Origin of the sequence: Pseudomonas sp. KU26590 (assembly GCF_026153515.1) — a bacterium.
Classification (GTDB): Bacteria; Pseudomonadota; Gammaproteobacteria; order Pseudomonadales; family Pseudomonadaceae; genus Aquipseudomonas.
Genome location: NZ_CP110644.1, coordinates 3,015,927 through 3,034,682 on the forward strand (window position 1 = coordinate 3,015,927; position 18,756 = coordinate 3,034,682).

Consider the following 18,756-nt stretch of genomic DNA (forward strand, 5'->3'; position numbering starts at 1 on the left):
TTCATAGCCAGCGTCGATTGCAGCGATTGCCATGGCTGATTTCCGTCGGCAGACCGTGGCCCCTAGACTGGGCAGTCTCAGCAATCAACAGACCTTAGGGAGCAATTCATGGCTATTGAAATCGGAATCAACGAGCAGGACCGTGCAGAGATCGTTGAAGGACTCTCGCGACTGCTTTCCGACACCTACGTCCTGTACCTGAAAACCCACAACTTCCACTGGAACGTCACCGGCCCGATGTTCCGCACGCTGCACCTGTTGTTTGAAGAGCAGTACACCGAACTGGCCACCGCAGTGGACTCCGTGGCCGAACGCATCCGTGCCTTGGGTTTCCCGGCACCGGGCACTTATTCCACCTATGCGCGGTTGTCGTCGATCAAGGAAGAGCCGGGCGTGCCCGCTGCCACTGACATGATCCAGCAACTGGTTGAAGGGCAGGAAGCGGTGGTACGCACCGCGCGCGAACTCTTTCCGCTGCTGGAGAAAGTCAGCGATGAGCCCACCGCCGACCTGCTGACCCAGCGCATGCAAGTCCACGAAAAAGCCGCCTGGATGCTGCGCTCGCTGCTGGAAGGTGACGGGTTCGTGGGGTGACATTTGCGTAGCGGCTGACGGCCAATTCCCGGCTGACGCCGGTCCTGCGGACCACTGCGTTCACCTGTAGGACTGCGATCATTGTAGGGCCGGCTTTAGCCGGGAAGGCGTCGCAGGCTACACCGCAAGATTTGCAGTGGTCTCACCGGCCTCTTCCCTGCTAAAGCCAGTCCCACAGAAGCGCCCGAATCATCAGCGCTTCTGCAACCATCCCAGAAAGTTGTTCTTCTTGATCACCACCGGTTTGCGCATCAGCACATGCTGGGTGCCTTGCTGGCGCACCGCTTGCAATTTGCTCAACGCCGTCACGATTTCAACCCGCTGTTCCATGGCCTGGCGCGTGGCGGCTGTGTCGATGTGGTAAACGACGCAGGAGGTGAGGGCGGTGAAGCGCGCCTGGGACGGCGTGTCGGCCAGCACGCTCTGTTCACCCATCACCTCACCGGGACCCATGCGTCCGGCCTCCACCATCTCGTTCCCGTCCTTGATGCTCGCCGACACCACGCCCGTGGCAATCACCAGCAAGCCGTCGGTGATCTCATCAACCTCGATAATCGTCTGCCCGGCCGTGTATTCCCGCGCCACCATGCTCTGCGCCAACTGGTTCTTCTCCTCGGCGGTGCTGGTGCGGAACACTTTGACCTCATCGAGCAGCGCACGAGGCCGGGATACGGCTTCAGCGGTGGTTTCCGATTGCCAGGCGATGCCGGCTGCTTCGAGGTGCCGATAAGCCAGATCGAACAGCAGATTGCGCACGTCGCTCTTGTTGTTCAGGTCGCTGATGAAGCCGGTGACGGCGTATTCGATGGTGGTCGGACTGGTTTCCTTCACCACCGCGCGGGGCTTGGGCGTCTGCAACAGCGCGCTGCAACCCTGCAGCGCACGCTCCAGCGCATCAAGCACCCGGCGCGGGCGAATGTGCGGCGACATCATGATGTTGATCGACACGCCATGAATATGGACCGGTCGGCTCAAATTAATGATCTTGGCTTTCGCGGCCACGGAATTGGGGATGACCACCATGGTGCCAACCCCCGTCAGCAGGTGCGTGGCGCGCCAGTCGATGTCCATCACTTTGCCTTCCATGCCGTCGATGGAGATCGAGTCGTCGACCTGATACGGCTTGGTGGTGTTGAGGATGATCCCGGAGAACACGTCGCTCAGGGTGCTTTGCAGGGCCAGACCGACGATGATCGCCATCGCCCCGGACGTCGCCAGCAAACCCTTGACTGGCAGCTGCAGGACATAGCCCGCCGCCGCAACAATGGCAATGAGGAAGATCACCGCGCCGATCACTTCCTGCAACAGCCGACCGCTGTGGCCGACGCGACTGGTCAGCGCCAGCCCGAGCACCACGGTGAGGGTCCGCGCGGCGTAGAGCCACCAGATGATCGCCAGTACGGTGGCGCCGAATTGCAGGGCGCTGTCGTCGGGCCACGCCGGCGCCTCCAGCGGGCTCACGCCGGCATTGATGATCACCAGGCTGTAGGCGACAAATGCCGCCAGCCGCGTGGCGATGCGCGCCAGCCGGTTACGGTCGGCCAGCAAGTGCCAGGTCAGCACGTCGGCGAGCAGCAGGAGCAGGCTCCACGCCAGCGAATAATGGGGGACGACGGTCGACATGGGAGATATCCGCAAGAAGAGTGCAGGGCGGAACAGGCACGCGCGAACAATGTAGGCACGGCCATGGGCGATGTCTATAACCGATGGGGCGCGATGATTATGCAAAGAAGCAACGTGCTTCAAGCACATTGCTTCAAGACCGTTGCCCATGAGCCGCACAGTATTGGACGCCTCTCTTTCCTTCGATTCGAGGCCTCTCCATGCGCACATCCGTTATCCCGCTCGCCCGTTCCGTTGCGGTCGGAGTCGCTCTGTGCTCCGGCGTCGCCCTGGCGCAGGCGCCGGCTCAGCAGAAAACCCAGGTGCCCGGGTATTTCCGTCTGGCCGTCGGCGACTACGAAGTCACGGCACTGTTCGACGGCTACAACGACCTGTCGCCCAAGCTGCTCAAGGGCATGAAGCCCGAAGCGATCCGCGCGTTGCTGGCCCGCCGTGCCATCGACACACCGGGCGTGCAGACCGCGTTCAACGCCTTCCTGATCAACACCGGCGAGCACCTGATCCTCGTCGACACCGGCGCCGGCCAGTGCATCGGCGAGACGGCCGGCATGCTCTCGCAGAACATCAAGGCCGCCGGGTATCAGCCGGATCAGGTCGACACCATTCTGCTCACCCACATGCACCTGGATCACGTCTGCGGCCTTGTCGACGCCGACAAGAAACCGGTGTTTGCCAACGCCACGGTCTATGCCGCCAAGCCGGAAGCCGATTACTGGCTGGACCCGACCGCCATCGGCCGCGTGCCGGAACAGGCCAAGGCGTACTTCAAGATCGCCCAGGATTCCACCGCGCCTTACGTCGCGGCTGGCCGGTTCAAGACATTCGCCCCGGGCCAGTCACCGGTCCCGGAAGTGAGCACAGCGCTGGAAGCGGGGCACACGCCCGGCAGCACCACGTATCAGTTCAGCTCCAAGGGCCAGACCATTCTGTTCATCGGCGACCTGATCCACAGCCTCGCGGTGCAATTCGATCACCCGGCGGTCAGCATCGCCTTCGACGAGAACAGCCAGAAGGCCATCGCCAGCCGTGATCGAGTATTTACCCAGGCCGCCAGCAAGAAGATCTGGGTCGCCGCCGCTCACCTGCCATTCCCCGGCACCGGGCACATTGTGGCCATCGACAAGCACTTCCAGTGGGTGCCGGTCGAGTACGGCCCTTATCAGCGTGCGGCCCATGTGCCATTGCTGGAATAGGATCGCGCCGCCGCCGATACTGCGTGCGCTGTACGCAAAACGCTTTTGCGTACAGCGCAAAGCTGCGGTCATGTTTATGACGAGTACGCGGCTTATACTTTCCTCGTCCCAAGCATCGCCATGGCCTGCGCATCGCTCGCTCTAATCGGTGCTGATTTCCTCACCATAACGACAGGGGATGACCCCACAACCAAGGGGTGACTATCCCTACAGCTAATATCGGTATCTGGTTTTAGCTGATTAGATGAGCGCTCGTTAAAAAATGGATAGCTGCGCTGAACGTCTCCGGCATTCAAGCCCGCCCGGACGACGGTCAGCGAATCAGGGTCTGCGACTCCACTTCCAAGGACTGCATGAAATGATAAGTCTCGGTCAGACGATGATTTCCCGCGAGCACAGAGACGTGTTCAAGGACGGCGTCGCCATGCGCATTGGCACCCGCGCCTTCGACATTCTCGACCTATTGCTGCGTCATCAAGGTCAGTTAGTGAGCAAGGAGCTGATCCTTCAGAGTGTGTGGCCGGACACCGTGGTTGAAGAGAACAACCTGCAAGTGCATATCTCTGCCCTGCGCAAGGCGTTGGGCACCGACCGCGAGCAGATCCGCACCGTGCCGGGCCGTGGCTACGTGCTGCTGGGCGGGGAACGCCTCGGACACGAGACCCGCCCTCCAGCCATGCTGCATGGCGTCAGTTGCAATCACCGGCTGCCGGCCCGCGTCGACTTGCTCGGGCGCCAGGCGTTGCTCGATGAAGTGAGCAACGCGCTGGCGGAGGGCTGCGCGCTGGTCACCCTGATCGGCCCGGGCGGCGTTGGCAAAACCGCGCTGGCCGCCGAGTTGGGCCAGACGCTGCTGGACGCTGGCGCCACCCCGGTGTACTTCGTGCCGCTGGCGCAACTGCAAGGCGCCGAGCTGCTGCTGGAGGCGTTCTCCAGTGCGGTCGGCGTCGACTGCAGCGGCGGTGATCCGGACCTTCAAGGGTTGATTCGCTGCCTCCAGCAGCAGCCGGGGCTGATCATCCTGGACAACTGCGAGCATCTGGTTGAAAGCGTCGCCAGCCTGCTGGAGGTGATCCTGCGTCGCGCGCCGGCGGTGCGCGCGGTGGCCACCAGCCGCGAGCCGTTGCGCATTGCCGGCGAGCGCAGCCTGCAAGTGCCGCCCCTTGATATTCCTGAACTGAACGCCTCGCCGGACACCATTCTGCACAGTGCGTCGGCGCAACTGTTCCTGCGCCAGTGGCGTGCGCTGGACAGCCATCTGGCGGCTGACGGCAATGCCCAGCTGGACGATTACAGCGTCGAGCTGGTGGGAGAAATCTGCCGCCGGCTTGACGGCATGCCGCTGGCGCTGGAGATGGCCGCTGCCCGGGCCTGCGCCCTGGGGCTGTATCAATTGGTGGCGAGCCTGGACGGCAGCCTGCACATGCTCTCGGCTTCATTGCGCACCGCGCCGCCGCGTCAGCAAACGCTGCAGGCGTCGCTGGCGTGGAGCCTGCGTTTGCTCGGTCGCGAAGAGCGCACGGTGCTGCGGCGGCTGGCCGAGCTGGACGGTCGCTTCACTCTTGAACGTGCGTGTGATGCTTTGCAACGCACCCGTTTGCCGCGCGCCTGCATCATGGACTGCATCGTGCGGCTGGCGACCAAGTCGTTGCTGATGGTCAGCGCCCAGGGGCCTTTCCGTTTCTACCGGATGCTCAGCGCCACCCGCGCCTGCCTGCTGACGGCCAGCGCCCACGACACCTTTCCGACAACGGAGGTCAGCGCGCCGCGTGCGCAGGATTGCGACGCACCGTCGGCAATGGCGACGCTGCAAAGCATCCGGGCTGTGCCGGCCGGGCCTGACGGGTATCATGCGCGGCATCAGAGAGCACTGGCCCTTAGCCGTTGATCAGCCCGTTGCTGCGGCAGTCGATGCGAAAAACCCCTTCATGAGCCTGTTATGAACGTGACTCCCCTGGTCTATGTGGTGGACGACGACGCCGCCATCCGCACCTCCTTGCAGCGCCTGCTGCATTCGGCGGATATCGTCTGCGAAGTGTTCGACAGCGCCCAGGCGTTTCTTGCCGAGCCGCTGAGCCAGGGCCCTCTCTGCCTGCTGCTGGACGTGAATCTGGCCCAGGGCACCGGCTTCGATCTGCAGCAGACCTTGCTGGATCGTGGCCAGACTTTCCCGATCATTTTCATGACCGGCTACGGCACCATCGCCATGTCCGTGCGCGCCATCAAAGCTGGCGCCCGCGAGTTCCTGACCAAACCCTTCGAGCCGGAGCAGCTGCTGGATCTGGTGCGTGAAGCGCTGACCAGCGACGCGACGCGCATGGACGAGCGCTGCCTGACCGCCCGCGTCAAAGCGCGCTTCGACAGCCTCACGCCCAGAGAACGGCAAGTCATGGCGCTGCTGATTACCGGCAAAATGAACAAACAGATCGCCGTGGAACTGGGCACCAGCGAAGTCACTGCCAAGGTGCATAAAAGACACGTCCTGACCAAGATGAATGCGCGCAATGTCATCGAGCTGCTAAAGATGAGCGACCGGCTGGGTGGCCTCGTGAACTGACCTCGGGGGATACGCGGTGCTTTTAGTGGGACTGGCTTTGACCGGGAATAGGCCGGTCTGGGCGCCCTCAGATTTGCGGCGTGATGTCTCACGCCTTCCCGGCTGAAGCCGGTCCTACAGAGGTACGCGGTGGTGAGTAGGACTGGCTTCAGCCGGGAAGACGCCGGCATGGACAACCTCAGATTTGCGGCGTGATGTCTGACGCCTTCCCGGCTGAAGCCGGTCCTACAGAGGTACGCGGTGGTTAGTAGGACTGGCTTCAGCCGGGAATAGGCCGGTTTGAGCGACCTCAGATGTGCGGTGTGACATCCGAAGCCTTCCCGGCTGAAGCCGGTCCTACGGGGATACGCCGTGCTTTTAGTGGGACCGGCTTTAGCCGGGAATGGCCGGCATGGCGCCAGCCGCGGGATTCCAGTAAAGGGGCTTCATGAGCAGCATTTTCAACGGGCCTTACACGGCTATTTCCAGCGCCGGGGCTTTCGGGCCGCAGTGGCTGGAGCAGGTCGTCTGGCAGTTGCTGTTCGTCGATGGAGAACTCGCCCATTACCGGGTCACGCTGACCCAGGATGATCGCCACTGGCGCATTGTCCGACCTGCACCCGGCGCCTCAATCAGCGCGATACGTCGTCTGGAGCACGAATTTTCACTCGCGCCCCGGCTGGTGCCGCAATGGGCCGTGCAGCCGGTGGCATTGCTATCGGGGCCGCAAGGTACGCTGCTGGTGCTGGAGGATGCCAGCGGCGTGGCATTGCATGATCAGCCCGACGCGCCGCTGTCCATCGAGGTTTTTTTGCAGCGGGCCATCGCTGCCGCCGCCGCCGTAACAGGCGCTCATCAAGCAGGCCTGGTGCACCGCGATATCAAACCGTGCAACCTGATCGAAGGTGCCGACGGCGTGGTGCGCCTCAGCGGTTTTGGCTTGAGCGTCGACGTGCAATCGGCCCCGCAACTGGCGGTGTCCGACACGGTCTTCGGCTCGCTCGCCTACATTGCGCCCGAGCAGTCGCGGCGGGTACAGCGTCATGCTGATCAACGCAGCGACCTCTATGCGCTGGGCATGACTTTTTATGAATGGCTGGTCGGCCGATTGCCGTTCGGGGCCGCCGATGCAGTGGAATGGGTGTATTGCCACGTGGCGCGTATCCCGCCGCCGTTGAGCCAGCATCGCGGTGATATCCCTGGGCCGCTGGCCGGTCTCGTGCATCGGCTGATCGCCAAAAATCCGGATGACCGTTATCCGAGCGCTGCCGCTTTGCATCGGGAGCTGAGCGAGATGCTCCAACAGTGGCGGCAATTCCGGGACATTCCTGATCTGCAGTCCGACCTGCCCGATCGAAGGCATGACGCGTCCACAATCCCGGTCATTCCCAGTCCGAATCCTGCGCCAGGGATGGAGAAAGTGTCATCGACGCGCACGTCCGTCACCCTGGCCGGACGCGAGGCCCTCGATCTGTCATCCGTCATGAAATCCGCCCATGCCCTGCGCGACGAAAGCGAGCAGGACCGGCTGATCGAGACCCTGCTGCGCAACACCATCGTCCATGCCGGTGCGCAACGGGCCCTGCTGTTGCTCGTTAAAGACGAAGCCCCGGTGATCTGCGCAATCGGCCAGGGCGGCGACGACGGCTTGCGCATCGAGCTGACGGACACGGTCCCCGACAAACACCACCTGCCGCTGTCGATCCTGTACCGGGTAATGCGCACTCGCCAGCGCCTGGTGCTGGACGATGTCTGCACGGATGCTTACTTCGGCGCAGATGAATACGTGCGTCAGCATCCGGTGCGTTCGGCGTTGTGCGTGCCGCTGGTCAAACAGGGCAGGGTGCTCGGCGTGCTGTACCTGGAAAACAACCTCGCGCCGGGCGTGTTCACCCTCTGCCGCACCGAAGTGCTGGAACTGCTCGCCAGCCAGGCGGCGATCTCCCTGGAAACCGCGCGCCTGCACCAGGAATTGGAGCAGGAAAACGCGCGGCGTCGGGATGTGGAAATCGCCCTGCGCGGTGCACGAGCCCGTCTGGCCAGCGTCGCCCAGGCGACCGTGATGGGTGAGCTGGCAGCGTCCATTGCCCACGAAATCAATCAACCCCTGGCGTCGATGGTGTCCAACGCCGCCGCGGGAATCCGCTGGCTCAATCGCGAAAACCCGCAGGTGGACGAGGCCTTGTCCGCGCTGCGGGACATCGTTGCCGAGGGCCGGCGCGCCGGGGAAATCGTCAACGCGCTGCACAGTCTGGCGCGGCAGGGCCCGCATCACCGGCGCCGGCTGCTGGTCAACGACGTGATTCGCCATGTGGTGTCGCTCACCGGCGTAGAGGTCGAACAACAGCGAGTCCTGATGACGACCCACCTGACCTGTTCACCGTTGCGGGTCTGTGCCTCCGACGTGCAATTGCAGCAAGTGGTGTTGAACCTGATCCTCAACGCGCTGGACGCCATGAGTGCTGGGGATCACGTGCTGCGGCGGCTGTCGATCACCAGCGAAGTGGTGGGCCGCGATTATGTGGTGGTCAGCGTTGAAGACAGCGGGCGCGGCATCGAGCCGGTGGACCTGCCTCAGCTGTTCAACGCGTTTTTCACCACCAAGGACAAAGGCATGGGCATGGGGCTGGCGATCTGTCAGTCGATCATCAGCGCCCAGGGCGGCCACCTGTATGCCATGCCGGCCCGCTACGGCGGTGCGACGTTCGTGTTCACCTTGCCCATCGTCGAGTAATGCCGACGGCGCACCGACGTGATGCAGGTCGTCGTACCACTTTTCAGAACGATTAATACCGCGAGAAGGACTTTAAGAACCCCGCTGACCAGACTTCACTCACCGCTGACTGTGAAGCTGGAGCGTCTGGCATGACTGCATTCAACCCCTCCCTGAACCCTGAATCCATGCTCGAACGCGTCGCGCTGTCGCCGTGGCAGGAGCGCCGGGCCAAGGACTTGATGTCCAGCCAGATGGACAAAGGCTTGTCCATCGCCCGCATTGCCGCCGAGTGTTCGTTGTCCCGCAGTCACTTCTCCCGCGCGTTCAAAAAGAACACCGGGCTGTCGCCCCGCGACTGGTTCTTGCAGATGCGCCTGGACAAGGCCCGGGCCTTGCTTGGCGAATCAGTGCTGACCATCTCGCAGATCAGCCTGGATTGTGGCTTCGCCGATCAGTCCCATTTCACCCGGGTGTTCACCCGAGTCGTGGGGCTGACCCCGTTCAGCTGGCGTCGGAACATGACCCTGTTGCCGCCCAAAGGATGTGTGGCGCAGGGCGTGCATGGCTGTTGAGGACGGCTATCCTTGCAACTGCGTTTAGCGGGTCATAGCACGGATGTTCAAGACGCGCTCTCGGCGCCTGTGTATACCTGCGCCGGGCTGGCATCGTCAGGCCTCCCTAAACCGCCCAACCTTGATCTCCTAACTGGAATCTCCCAACTGGAATCTCCGAATGAACCGCAACGACCTGCGCCGCGTCGACATGAACCTGCTGGTGATCTTCGAAGCGTTGATGTTCGAGCGCAACCTGACGCGGGTGGCGGAGAAGCTGTTCATGGGCCAACCGGCGATCAGTGCTGCACTGGCCAGATTGCGCGATCTGTTCGACGACCCCCTGTTGCTGCGCAACGGTCGCGCCATGGAGCCGACCGCCCGGGCGCTGGCGATTCTCAAAGAGCTGCAGCCGGCGCTGGACACCATCTCAGGCGCCGTGAGCCGGGCCAAGGAATTCGATCCGGCGACCAGCTGCGACATCTTCCGCATCGGCTTGTCGGACGACGCCGAGTTCGGCCTGTTCCCGCCCTTGCTCAACCGCCTGCGCGAAGAAGCGCCGGGCATTATCGTGGTGGTGCGCCGTGCCAACTTCCTGCTGATGCCGGCATTGTTGGCGTCCGGGGAGATTTCCGTGGGCATCAGCTACACCACCGAACTGCCGGCCAACGCCAAGCGCAAGAAGCTGCGGGACATTGGCGTGAAAGTATTGCGCGGCGACAACCGCCCCGAGCCGTTGACGCTGGACGAGTTCTGCCAGCGGCCGCACACCATGGTGTCGTTCTCCGGTGATTTGACCGGCAACATCGACATTGACCTGGCGAAGGTCGGGCGGGCGAGGAGGGTGGTGGTGGCGGTGCCGCAATTCAGCGGGTTGCGGGCTTTGCTGGCGGGCACCGAGCTGATCGCGACGGTGCCCGATTACGCTGCCTGCGCGCTGGTCGAAGGCTGTGCGTTGCGGGCGGAAGACCCGCCATTTCCGATCGCGCCTGCGGAGTTGTCGATGGTCTGGGCGGGCGTCCACGACAATGACCCGGCCGAGCGGTGGCTGCGCTCGCGGATTACGGAGTTTATGTCTCAGGAGACGCGGCCTTTGCCGTGATCGCGATTTTTAAGATCAAGATCAAGATCAAGGACGTCTGCCTGGGGGCAGACTGTTTCGCCTTCGGCGAGTTACTTGATAAAGCCCCAAGTAACCAAGGGCTTGTGCTCCTGGTTCGGCCCCTCGTCCCTCGGGGTTCTTTCACTCCGGTCTCGCTCCGTGGGCCCGCGCCGAACGGACATCCATGTCCTGACGGCGCTCTCGCCGCATCCATGCGGCTCGGCCCACTGCGCGAGACCTGCGTTCAGCCTGCACCCAAGTCGCGATTGGCGGTGACTGGACCTTTTGTGTCGAAGATCAAGATCAAGTGCAGATCAAGAGCTTCCCGGCTGAAGCCGGTCCTACAGTCGGAGGCGATTCCACAGGGTGTACGCGGTGCTTTTAGTGGGACCGGCTTCAGCCGGGAAGAGGCCAGCTCAGGCGCCGACATTTTCGATCGTTCCCACGCTCCGCGTGGTAACGCAGCTCCGGACGCTCCGCGTCCTGCAGACGAAGCGCATCAAGCCGGGGGCGTGACGCGGAGCGTCACAGGATGCATGCCCACGCGGAGCGTGGGAACGATCATCAAGCAGAAGCCTCCCGCTGAAGCCGGTCCTGCTGACACCGCGCGCACTTGTAGGACCGGCTTCAGCCGGGAAGCTCTTGATCTGCTTTAAACGCGCTTTTGATCTTCAAACACAAAAAGCCCCAACACCGCCAATCGCGACTTGGGTGCAGGCCGAATGCAGGCGACGCGGAGTGGGCCGAGCGGCATGGATGCCGCGAGAGCGCCGTCAGGACATGGATGTCCGTTCGGCGCGGGCCCACGGAGCGTCGTCGGAGTGAGGGTATTCCGACGAAGGAGGAACCCAACCAGGAGCAAGCACCCTTGGTTACTTGGGGATGGTGCGACTTTCGACTTTTCCAAGTAACTCGCCGAAGGCGAAACGGTCTGCCGTTAGGCAGACGCTCTTGATCTTAAGGTCCTCGATCTCGATCCTCAAAAGCACGTCTGTTCAATACCCACCCTCATCGCCCCGCCACACTGAATTCATCGGCCACGTTCTCCGGCACCTCGGCAAACGTGGCCCACGCAATGAATGGTGTGTGATGACCTACCCAACCTGCAACGACCGCGCACAAGACCTCGGGCTGCTCTTCCTCAGATCCGCCGGCGCGCTGTTCCTGCTGTTCGTCCACGGCCTGCCCAAGCTGCTCGACTTCAACAGCCAACTGACACTCATCGAAGACCCGTTTCACCTCGGCGCCACCCTGACCCTGAGCATGGCGATCTTCGCCGAAGTCCTCTGCCCGCTGCTGATTCTGACCGGCGTACTGGCGCGTCTGGCGTGCCTGCCTATTCTCATCCTGCTGCTTGTCGCGCTCGTCGTGGTGCACAGCGAGTGGAGCGTGGAGCAGGGCCAGTTCGGCTGGTTATTACTGATCATCTTCACCAGTGTGCTGATCGCCGGACCTGGTCGTCTGACGCTCAACCGTGGTTTGCCTGGAGCGCTTCGCTATGCCTGATTACGCCACGACCGCCGACGTTACCCCCACGTCGAAACTGTCCGCCGACGAGATCGTCACCCTGGTGGTCAAGCACCGGATCAAGGCCGGCCTCGAAGCCCAATACGAAGCCTGGCTGCGGCGCATCGTTGCTATGGCGGCAAGCTACCCCGGGCATCTGGGCGTCGACGTCATACGTGGTAAGTCCGACGGCCTGCACATGTTCACCTGCGTGCTGCGCTTTTGTTCAACCGACGCCATGCACCGCTGGCTCGACTCTGCCCACCGCCGCGAACTGGTGGCCGAAGCGTCGCCCATGCTGGCCGACGGCGACCTCACCGAGGTCAACCCGCACAACGAATTCTGGTTCGTCCCCGCCGCTGAAAACCCGCCGCCGCGCTGGAAACAGGCCTGCGTGACCTTCCTGGTGATCTGCCCGCTGACCCTGCTGATCCCGCTGGTCTGGGGGCCGGTGTTTCGCCTGTATCCGTTGCTGGCCAATTACATCATCAGCACCGCCCTGGTCACCGTGACCATCGTCCTGCTGGTGGTCTACGTGCTGATGCCCCGGGCGACGCGGCTGTTTGCCCCCTGGCTGAATGCCCGGCCGGTGCCGGTGGCGGGCGCCGATCATGAAGGATGACGACGCCGATCAACCGTCTTCCAGCGACCGCCGCCGCTTTGTCGCCAAAGGCTCGTTGCTCGGCGCGGCCGCTGCACTGTTTTCTTCAATGCCTGCCACCGGCCTTGCCGTCGGGGCGTCCAACACTTCTGCCAACGGAGGCGCGATGAACGTCGATCTGATTCTCTTCAACGGTAATTTCCACACAGTTGACCAGGAAAAACCCAAGGCCAGCGCCGTGGCCATCAGCGGCGGGAAATTCGTCGCCGTGGGCTCCGACGCCGAGATCATGGCCCAGCGTGGCTCGGCCACGCAGGTCATCGACATGCACAAGCACACGGTGATCCCGGGCCTCAACGACTCCCACTTGCACCTGATCCGTGGCGGTCTCAATTACAACCTCGAACTGCGCTGGGAAGGTGTGCCGTCCCTCGCCGACGCGCTGCGCATGCTCAAGGCCCAGGCCGACCGCACGCCAACGCCGCAATGGGTGCGCGTGGTCGGCGGCTGGAACGAATTCCAGTTCGCCGAAAAACGCATGCCGACCCTCGAAGAACTCAATCAGGCCGCGCCCGACACCCCGGTGTTCGTCCTGCATTTGTATGACCGCGCGCTGCTCAACCGCGCCGCGCTGCGGGTGGCCGGTTACACCCGCGACACGCCGAACCCTCCGGGTGGCGAGATCGTCCGGGACAGCAATGGCGATCCGACCGGCATGCTGGTGGCCAAGCCCAACGCGATGATTCTCTACTCGACCCTGGCCAAGGGGCCGAAGCTGCCGCTGGAGTACCAGATCAACTCGACGCGCCAGTTCATGCGCGAGCTGAACCGCCTGGGTCTGACCAGCGCCATCGACGCCGGCGGTGGCTACCAGAATTACCCGGACGATTACGCCGTCATCACGCAACTGGCCGAGGCCAAACAACTGACCGTGCGCATCGCCTACAACCTGTTCACCCAGAAGCCCAAGGAAGAGCTGGAAGACTTCAAGCACTGGACCAACACCGTCACGCTGCACCAGGGCGACGACTTCCTGCGCCACAACGGCGCTGGCGAGATGCTGACCTTCTCGGCCGCGGATTTCGAAGACTTCCTCGAGCCGCGCCCGGATTTACCTGCTGGCATGGAACAGGACCTCGAACCGGTGGTGCGCCATCTGGTCGAGCACCGCTGGCCGTTCCGCCTGCACGCCACCTACGACGAATCGATTTCGCGCATGCTCGACGTGTTTGAGAAGGTCAACCGCGACATTCCGTTCAACGGCATTCCGTGGTTCTTCGACCACTGCGAAACCATCACGCCGAAGAACATCGAGCGGGTCAAGGCGCTGGGCGGCGGCATCGCGATTCAGGACCGCATGGCCTTCCAGGGCGAGTATTTCGTCGAGCGCTACGGCGCCAAGGCCGGCGAGCACACGCCGCCGATCAAACGCATGCTGGCCGAAGGCGTTCCGGTGGGCGCGGGGACCGACGCCACCCGCGTGTCGAGCTACAACCCGTGGACCTCGTTGTACTGGATGGTCAGCGGCCGCACCGTCGGCGGCCTGGAGCTATACCCGGAAGGCTTGTCCCGTGAAACCGCGCTGGAGCTGTTCACCCGTGGCAGCGCCTGGTTTTCCTCCGAGCAGGGCAAGAAGGGCCAGATCAAGGTCGGCCAGTTGGCGGACGTGGTGGCGTTGTCCCAGGACTTCTTCAGCGTGCCGGAAGAGTCGATCAAGTGGATCGAATCGGTGCTGACCATCGTTGACGGCAAGGTGGTGTACGGCGCGGGCGAGTTCGACGATCTGGCGCCGCCCAGCGTGCCGGTGCTGCCGGACTGGTCGCCGGTCTCCAAGGTCCCGGGCCACTGGCGCCAGGGCGCACCGATGGCGGCCGCTGTTCACCAGTGCAGCGGCCCCTGTGGCGTCCACGCCCACAGCCACGATAAAGCGCGTCAGTCGAAAGTACCGGTCAGCGACTTCCAGGGTTTCTGGGGCGCGTTTGGCTGTTCGTGTTTCGCCTTCTGATCAGCGTCTGAAAGGAGCAATTGAAAAGAGCATGAAAAGCCTCGTCGGTATTAACCGGCGAGGCTCTCCGCCAGCGTGATGCGCTGGCCCCCGTATTCATCCGTCACCCACTCAATGGAGTCAATCATGACCGTTCCCTACAAGCGTTTGAACAAAGATGATGCCGTCGTTCTGCTGGTCGATCACCAGACCGGGCTGATCTCGCTGGTCCAGGACTTCACGCCGAACGAGTTCAAGAACAACGTGCTGGCCCTGGCCGACTGCGCCAAGTTCTTCAACCTGCCGACCATCCTCACCACCAGCTTCGAAACCGGCCCGAACGGTCCACTGGTGCCCGAGCTCAAAGCCATGTTGCCGGACGCGCCGTACATCGCCCGTCCTGGACAGATCAACGCCTGGGACAACGAGGATTTCGTCAAAGCGATCAAGGCCACCGGCCGCAAGCAGATCATCATCGCCGGCGTTGTGACTGACGTCTGCGTGGCGTTCCCGACGCTGTGCGCGCTGGAAGAAGGCTTCGACGTGTTCGTGGTCACCGATGCGTCGGGCACCTTCAACGACGTGGTGCAAAAAGCCGCGTGGGCGCGCATGACCGCAGCCGGCGCACAGTTGATGAACTGGTTTTCCGTGGCCTGCGAGCTGCAGGGCGACTGGCGCAACGACATGGAAGGCCTGGCGAACCTGCTGTCCCAGCGGATTCCGAACTACCGCAACCTGATGAACAGCTACTCGGCTTTCACCGCCAAGTGAAACCCTTTGCGCCGCGTTTTTTGCGGCGCACACCCTCCCGAATCAACGGTAACCGTGACAAGATTGCGCGCGGTTATCGCTGATTAGAGAGGCCGCGGCCCCGCCACGGCATCCAGCGCTGGCTGACCGGCCGCTGCCTCCACTTCTGGAGAAAACATCATGGCTCAAGCATCTGCATCCATTCACCTCCCGGTCTCGGCCGACAAGGTCTGGGCGCTGACGGGCGGCTTCCTGTCATTGAACGACTGGCTGCCCTTCATCAAGACAAGCGAGTCGCTGGAAGGCGGGCGCGTGCGTCATCTGACCACCGACGACGGCGCTGAAATCACCGAGCGCCTGCAGACCTACGACAATTCTGCGCGCACTTACAGCTATTCCATCGACAAGGGACCGTTTCCAATCAAGGACTATCTGGCGACGTTCAAAGTCAAAGAGGATGGCGCGGACAGCACCTGGGTGGAATGGTCAGGGGTCTTTACGCCGGACGGTGTTTCCGATGGGGAAGTCGAGGCGTTGTTCAAGGGGATTTACGAGGGGGGGCTTGAGGCGCTGCAGGCCAATTTCTGAGCCACTGCTAATCGTGGGACCGCCAGGCCATTGCGGCCTGGCATTTCGGTGCCTTGCTTGAATCGTATTCGCGTCAGGCTTTAAGGGCCTCAGTGATGCTCGGACACGGTCGCCGCATTGATCAGGTCGTACAGGGCGAACGCGCGGTTGACCAGGAAAACGGTAACAGCGGTGAGGGCGAGGGCATTGATGATATGCAGGGTCATGGTCATGAGTCCGGGTCGGGTCTGGGATGACGCGATGTTACGCGAGCCCTGCCGAAGCTGAAGACAATAGGCTTCATGGTCTACATCACCGGCAATGATGGGCAGCAGGATGTGAAGGGCAAGTCGAGTGACGGGGTGAACTATTGCCGCGGTATCCGGGTCGGCTCTACACACTTATCAGCCTGGAGCCTGCCATGCAGCCTTATGTCATATGCCACATGATGTCCTCCCTCGACGGCCACGCCCTCACCGATGGCTGGGATCGCGCGTTCAAGAAAGACGCCGGTGATCTGTACGAAAAGCTCGCCCAGACGTTTGAGTTCGACGCCTGGATCTGCGGGCGCGTAACCATGCAGGAAATCGCCCACGACGAGGGCTATCCAAAGGGCCTCGCCACAGGCCCGATCGAGCGAAGCCATTACTTTGCCGACCGCAACGCCAAGGCCTACGCGGTGTCGATTGACCCTCAGGGCAAGGTGGGCTGGAAGAAGAACCAGGCGCTGGATTCCCACGTCGTCGAAGTACTGACCGAAGGTGTGTCGGATGACTACCTGGCGTTCCTGCAATCGATTCAGGTGTCTTACATTTTCGCCGGGAAGAGCGAGATTGATCTGCAGCAGGTCGTGAAGATCCTGTCGAGCGAACTGGGTTGCAAGCGCCTGATCGTCGAGGGCGGCCCCCATGTCAGCGGCTCGTTCGTCAACGCCGGGCTGGTCGATGAAGTCAGCGTGCTGATCCTGCCGCTGATCGACGGGCGAGGCGAGCACCCGGCGTCGTTCGAGGTGTCGGCCGAGGCGTGGAAACAACCGGCTCACTTGAAACTGACGTCGGCAGAGGTTCAGGACGGCGGCGCCGTCTGGCTGCGTTACACCAAGGCCTGAATCCGATGCGGAGCGGGGCTGTGCGGCCCCGCTTTGCAGAGATCAGCGTTCAGAACTCACGGAAATCGATTCTCTGACGCGTTCAGCGCCGGGTGGAATGTTGTTGCGGCGCTAGAAATGCATCGTGAAAATAATTTCGGAAAGCCTGCATGGCCGGGCTGAGTTCCCGCTCACGATGCCACGCCAAGCCGACGCTCATGGGCGTCACTTTGTCGGTGAGGCTGAGGGTTTCGATGCGTTTACCTTCCAGCGACCAGGGGCGGTGAACCAAGTCCGAAAGAATCGCAACACCGCTGCCGTTGGCGACCATGCTACGCACCGCTTCCACTGAACTGGTGCGTACCCGCACGTTGGGTTGCTGGTGCGCGTTTTCCCAGTAGCGCATGGCGCTTTGTTCGGCTTCATCAACAGTCAGCAGGATATAGGGCTCTTTTGCCACGTCGGCAAGGCTAACTGCCGATCGTTCGCACAGAGGGTGGTGGCTGGGCAGCCATAGCCGGCGCTCGGAATTAAAGAGTCTCTCCGAGACGATGTCCGGGTGAGTGAGGTTGGCGGTGAGCACCACGGCCATGTCGAAGCGACCTGCCAGCAGGCCTTGTTCGATAGCGGTCCGTTCTTGTTCGTGGACCTCGATGGCCACGTCCGGATGCCAGTGTTCCAGCCGTTGCAAGTGGTGAGGCAGGAAGTAGCCGATCACCGTGTAGCTCGCGGCCAGGCGCAGCACGCCGCTCGCACGGATATCAGGCAGCGGACTGTTCAACGCGTCATCGACGCTGCGCAAAATCACATAGGCCCGATTCAGAAAGTGTCGTCCGGCATTGGTCAGACTCATGCCCTGGGCCGAGCGCTGGAACAGTAGCGTGCCGAATATCCCCTCCAGTTCCTTGATCGCCGTGGTCACCGCCGACTGAGAAATATTCAAATGAATTGCCGCTCGGGAAATTTGCCCGATCTCGGCAGTGGCGACGAAATAGCGGACCTGGCGCAGGGTCAAGGACATGGGAACTCCGGGTGAGGTGGTATCTGTTTTTCAGAAGATACCCCATCTTTTAATAGATCTACCCAAGGGGTGAGAAGGAATTTAACGTCGCTTGCATGAAGTCAAAAGCGTCAGGAGCAAGCGTCATGCAGTCAGTGGATTTCAACTCGGACATGGGCGAAGGCTTCGGCCCATGGACCATCGGCGATGGTGTCGACAATGAGCTGATGGGTTTCATCAGTTCGGCCAATATCGCCACCGGTTTTCATGCCGGCGACCCCAGCACCATGCGCCGCACGGTCGAGCAGGCCAGGCGGCTGGGCGTGGCCATTGGTGCGCATCCGGGCTTTCGCGACCTGGTGGGTTTCGGCCGCAGGCACATCAATGCCCCGGCCCAGGAGCTGGTCGACGACATGCTGTATCAGTTGGGTGCCCTGCGAGAACTCGCCCGGGTTCAAGGCGTGGCCCTGCAACACATCAAACCCCACGGCGCGCTTTACATGCACCTGGCCCGGGACGAAGAGGCCGCTCGTTTGCTGGTGGAAAACCTCCAGCGCCTGGAGCCTGAGTTGCTGCTGTATTGCATGCCCGATTCGGTGATCTGGCGGGTTGCCACGGAACTCGGCCAACCCGTGATCCGCGAGTTCTACGCCGACCGCGAATACGACCTCAGCGGTTCCATCGTCTTCACCCGCAACGTACGGGCTTATGATCCGGCGCAGGTCGCCGCCCGTGTGCTGCGTGCCTGCCAGGAAGGCGTGGTGCGCACGGTCGAGGGCGAAGACCTGGCGATTGAATTCGATTCCATCTGTTTGCACAGCGACACGCCGGGAGCCCTGGCGTTGGTCGAAGCCACGCGTCATGCACTCGATAACGCCGGGATCGAGGTGCGTGCACCGCGCTAAACCATGACAGCCACCTGGCGCGCAGATGCCAGGGTCTGCAG

General features: G+C 62.4%; 16 protein-coding genes. 14 read left to right on the forward strand and 2 right to left on the reverse strand.

Going from position 1 to position 18,756, the window contains the following annotated elements:
- Positions 1-108 precede the first annotated feature (108 nt).
- A complete protein-coding gene (locus OKW98_RS13220) occupies positions 109-594 on the forward strand; it encodes a Dps family protein (RefSeq protein ID WP_237250913.1) in 486 nt (161 codons plus the stop codon).
- A gap of 192 nt (positions 595-786) precedes the next feature.
- Here the strand turns inward: OKW98_RS13220 and OKW98_RS13225 are convergent, their stop codons facing one another.
- Positions 787-2,217, reverse strand: coding sequence for a mechanosensitive ion channel family protein (locus OKW98_RS13225; protein ID WP_265389556.1), 1,431 nt, complete (start codon positions 2,215-2,217; stop codon positions 787-789).
- A gap of 200 nt (positions 2,218-2,417) precedes the next feature.
- Between OKW98_RS13225 and OKW98_RS13230 the strand changes: the two genes are divergently transcribed.
- The 12 genes from OKW98_RS13230 (at position 2,418) to OKW98_RS13285 (ending at position 16,831) form a co-directional block, all read left to right on the forward strand.
- A complete protein-coding gene (locus OKW98_RS13230) occupies positions 2,418-3,410 on the forward strand; it encodes an MBL fold metallo-hydrolase (RefSeq protein ID WP_265389557.1) in 993 nt (330 codons plus the stop codon).
- A 358-nt stretch (positions 3,411-3,768) separates the two neighbouring features.
- Positions 3,769-5,298 carry an ATP-binding protein gene (locus OKW98_RS13235; protein WP_265389558.1) on the forward strand — a complete coding sequence of 510 codons (1,530 nt, stop codon included), beginning with the start codon at positions 3,769-3,771 and terminating at the stop codon, positions 5,296-5,298.
- A 51-nt stretch (positions 5,299-5,349) separates the two neighbouring features.
- Entirely contained in the window at positions 5,350-5,967 is a 618-nt protein-coding gene (locus OKW98_RS13240; RefSeq protein ID WP_265389559.1) for a response regulator transcription factor, read from the forward strand.
- A 427-nt stretch (positions 5,968-6,394) separates the two neighbouring features.
- Positions 6,395-8,680 carry an ATP-binding protein gene (locus tag OKW98_RS13245; protein ID WP_265389560.1) on the forward strand — a complete coding sequence of 762 codons (2,286 nt, stop codon included), beginning with the start codon at positions 6,395-6,397 and terminating at the stop codon, positions 8,678-8,680.
- Between the two features lie 131 nt (positions 8,681-8,811).
- Entirely contained in the window at positions 8,812-9,234 is a 423-nt protein-coding gene (locus tag OKW98_RS13250; protein WP_265389561.1) for a helix-turn-helix domain-containing protein, read from the forward strand.
- A 160-nt stretch (positions 9,235-9,394) separates the two neighbouring features.
- A complete protein-coding gene (locus OKW98_RS13255) occupies positions 9,395-10,315 on the forward strand; it encodes a LysR family transcriptional regulator (RefSeq protein WP_265389562.1) in 921 nt (306 codons plus the stop codon).
- 1,089 nt (positions 10,316-11,404) lie between these two features.
- Entirely contained in the window at positions 11,405-11,821 is a 417-nt protein-coding gene (locus OKW98_RS13260; RefSeq protein WP_265389563.1) for a DoxX family protein, read from the forward strand.
- The gene (locus OKW98_RS13265) at positions 11,814-12,443 is read left to right on the forward strand and encodes an antibiotic biosynthesis monooxygenase (protein WP_265389564.1); all 630 of its coding nucleotides are present in this window, start codon (positions 11,814-11,816) and stop codon (positions 12,441-12,443) included. The genes OKW98_RS13260 and OKW98_RS13265 overlap by 8 nt, the downstream gene beginning before the upstream one ends.
- Before the next feature lie 145 nt (positions 12,444-12,588).
- Entirely contained in the window at positions 12,589-14,427 is a 1,839-nt protein-coding gene (locus tag OKW98_RS13270; protein ID WP_265389724.1) for an amidohydrolase, read from the forward strand.
- Positions 14,428-14,553: 126 nt separating this feature from the next.
- Entirely contained in the window at positions 14,554-15,177 is a 624-nt protein-coding gene (ycaC, locus tag OKW98_RS13275; protein ID WP_265389565.1) for an isochorismate family cysteine hydrolase YcaC, read from the forward strand.
- 159 nt (positions 15,178-15,336) lie between these two features.
- Positions 15,337-15,744, forward strand: coding sequence for an SRPBCC family protein (locus OKW98_RS13280; protein WP_265389566.1), 408 nt, complete (start codon positions 15,337-15,339; stop codon positions 15,742-15,744).
- 400 nt (positions 15,745-16,144) lie between these two features.
- A complete protein-coding gene (locus tag OKW98_RS13285; protein WP_265389567.1) occupies positions 16,145-16,831 on the forward strand; it encodes a RibD family protein in 687 nt (228 codons plus the stop codon).
- 82 nt (positions 16,832-16,913) lie between these two features.
- Here the strand turns inward: OKW98_RS13285 and OKW98_RS13290 are convergent, their stop codons facing one another.
- Positions 16,914-17,831, reverse strand: coding sequence for a LysR family transcriptional regulator (locus tag OKW98_RS13290; protein WP_265389568.1), 918 nt, complete (start codon positions 17,829-17,831; stop codon positions 16,914-16,916).
- 125 nt (positions 17,832-17,956) lie between these two features.
- Here OKW98_RS13290 and OKW98_RS13295 point away from each other — a divergent pair, with 125 nt between their 5' ends.
- Positions 17,957-18,715 (forward strand): 5-oxoprolinase subunit PxpA, encoded by a 759-nt coding sequence (locus tag OKW98_RS13295; RefSeq protein ID WP_265389569.1) that lies wholly within the window; start codon positions 17,957-17,959, stop codon positions 18,713-18,715.
- The last annotated feature ends 41 nt before the right edge of the window (positions 18,716-18,756 follow it).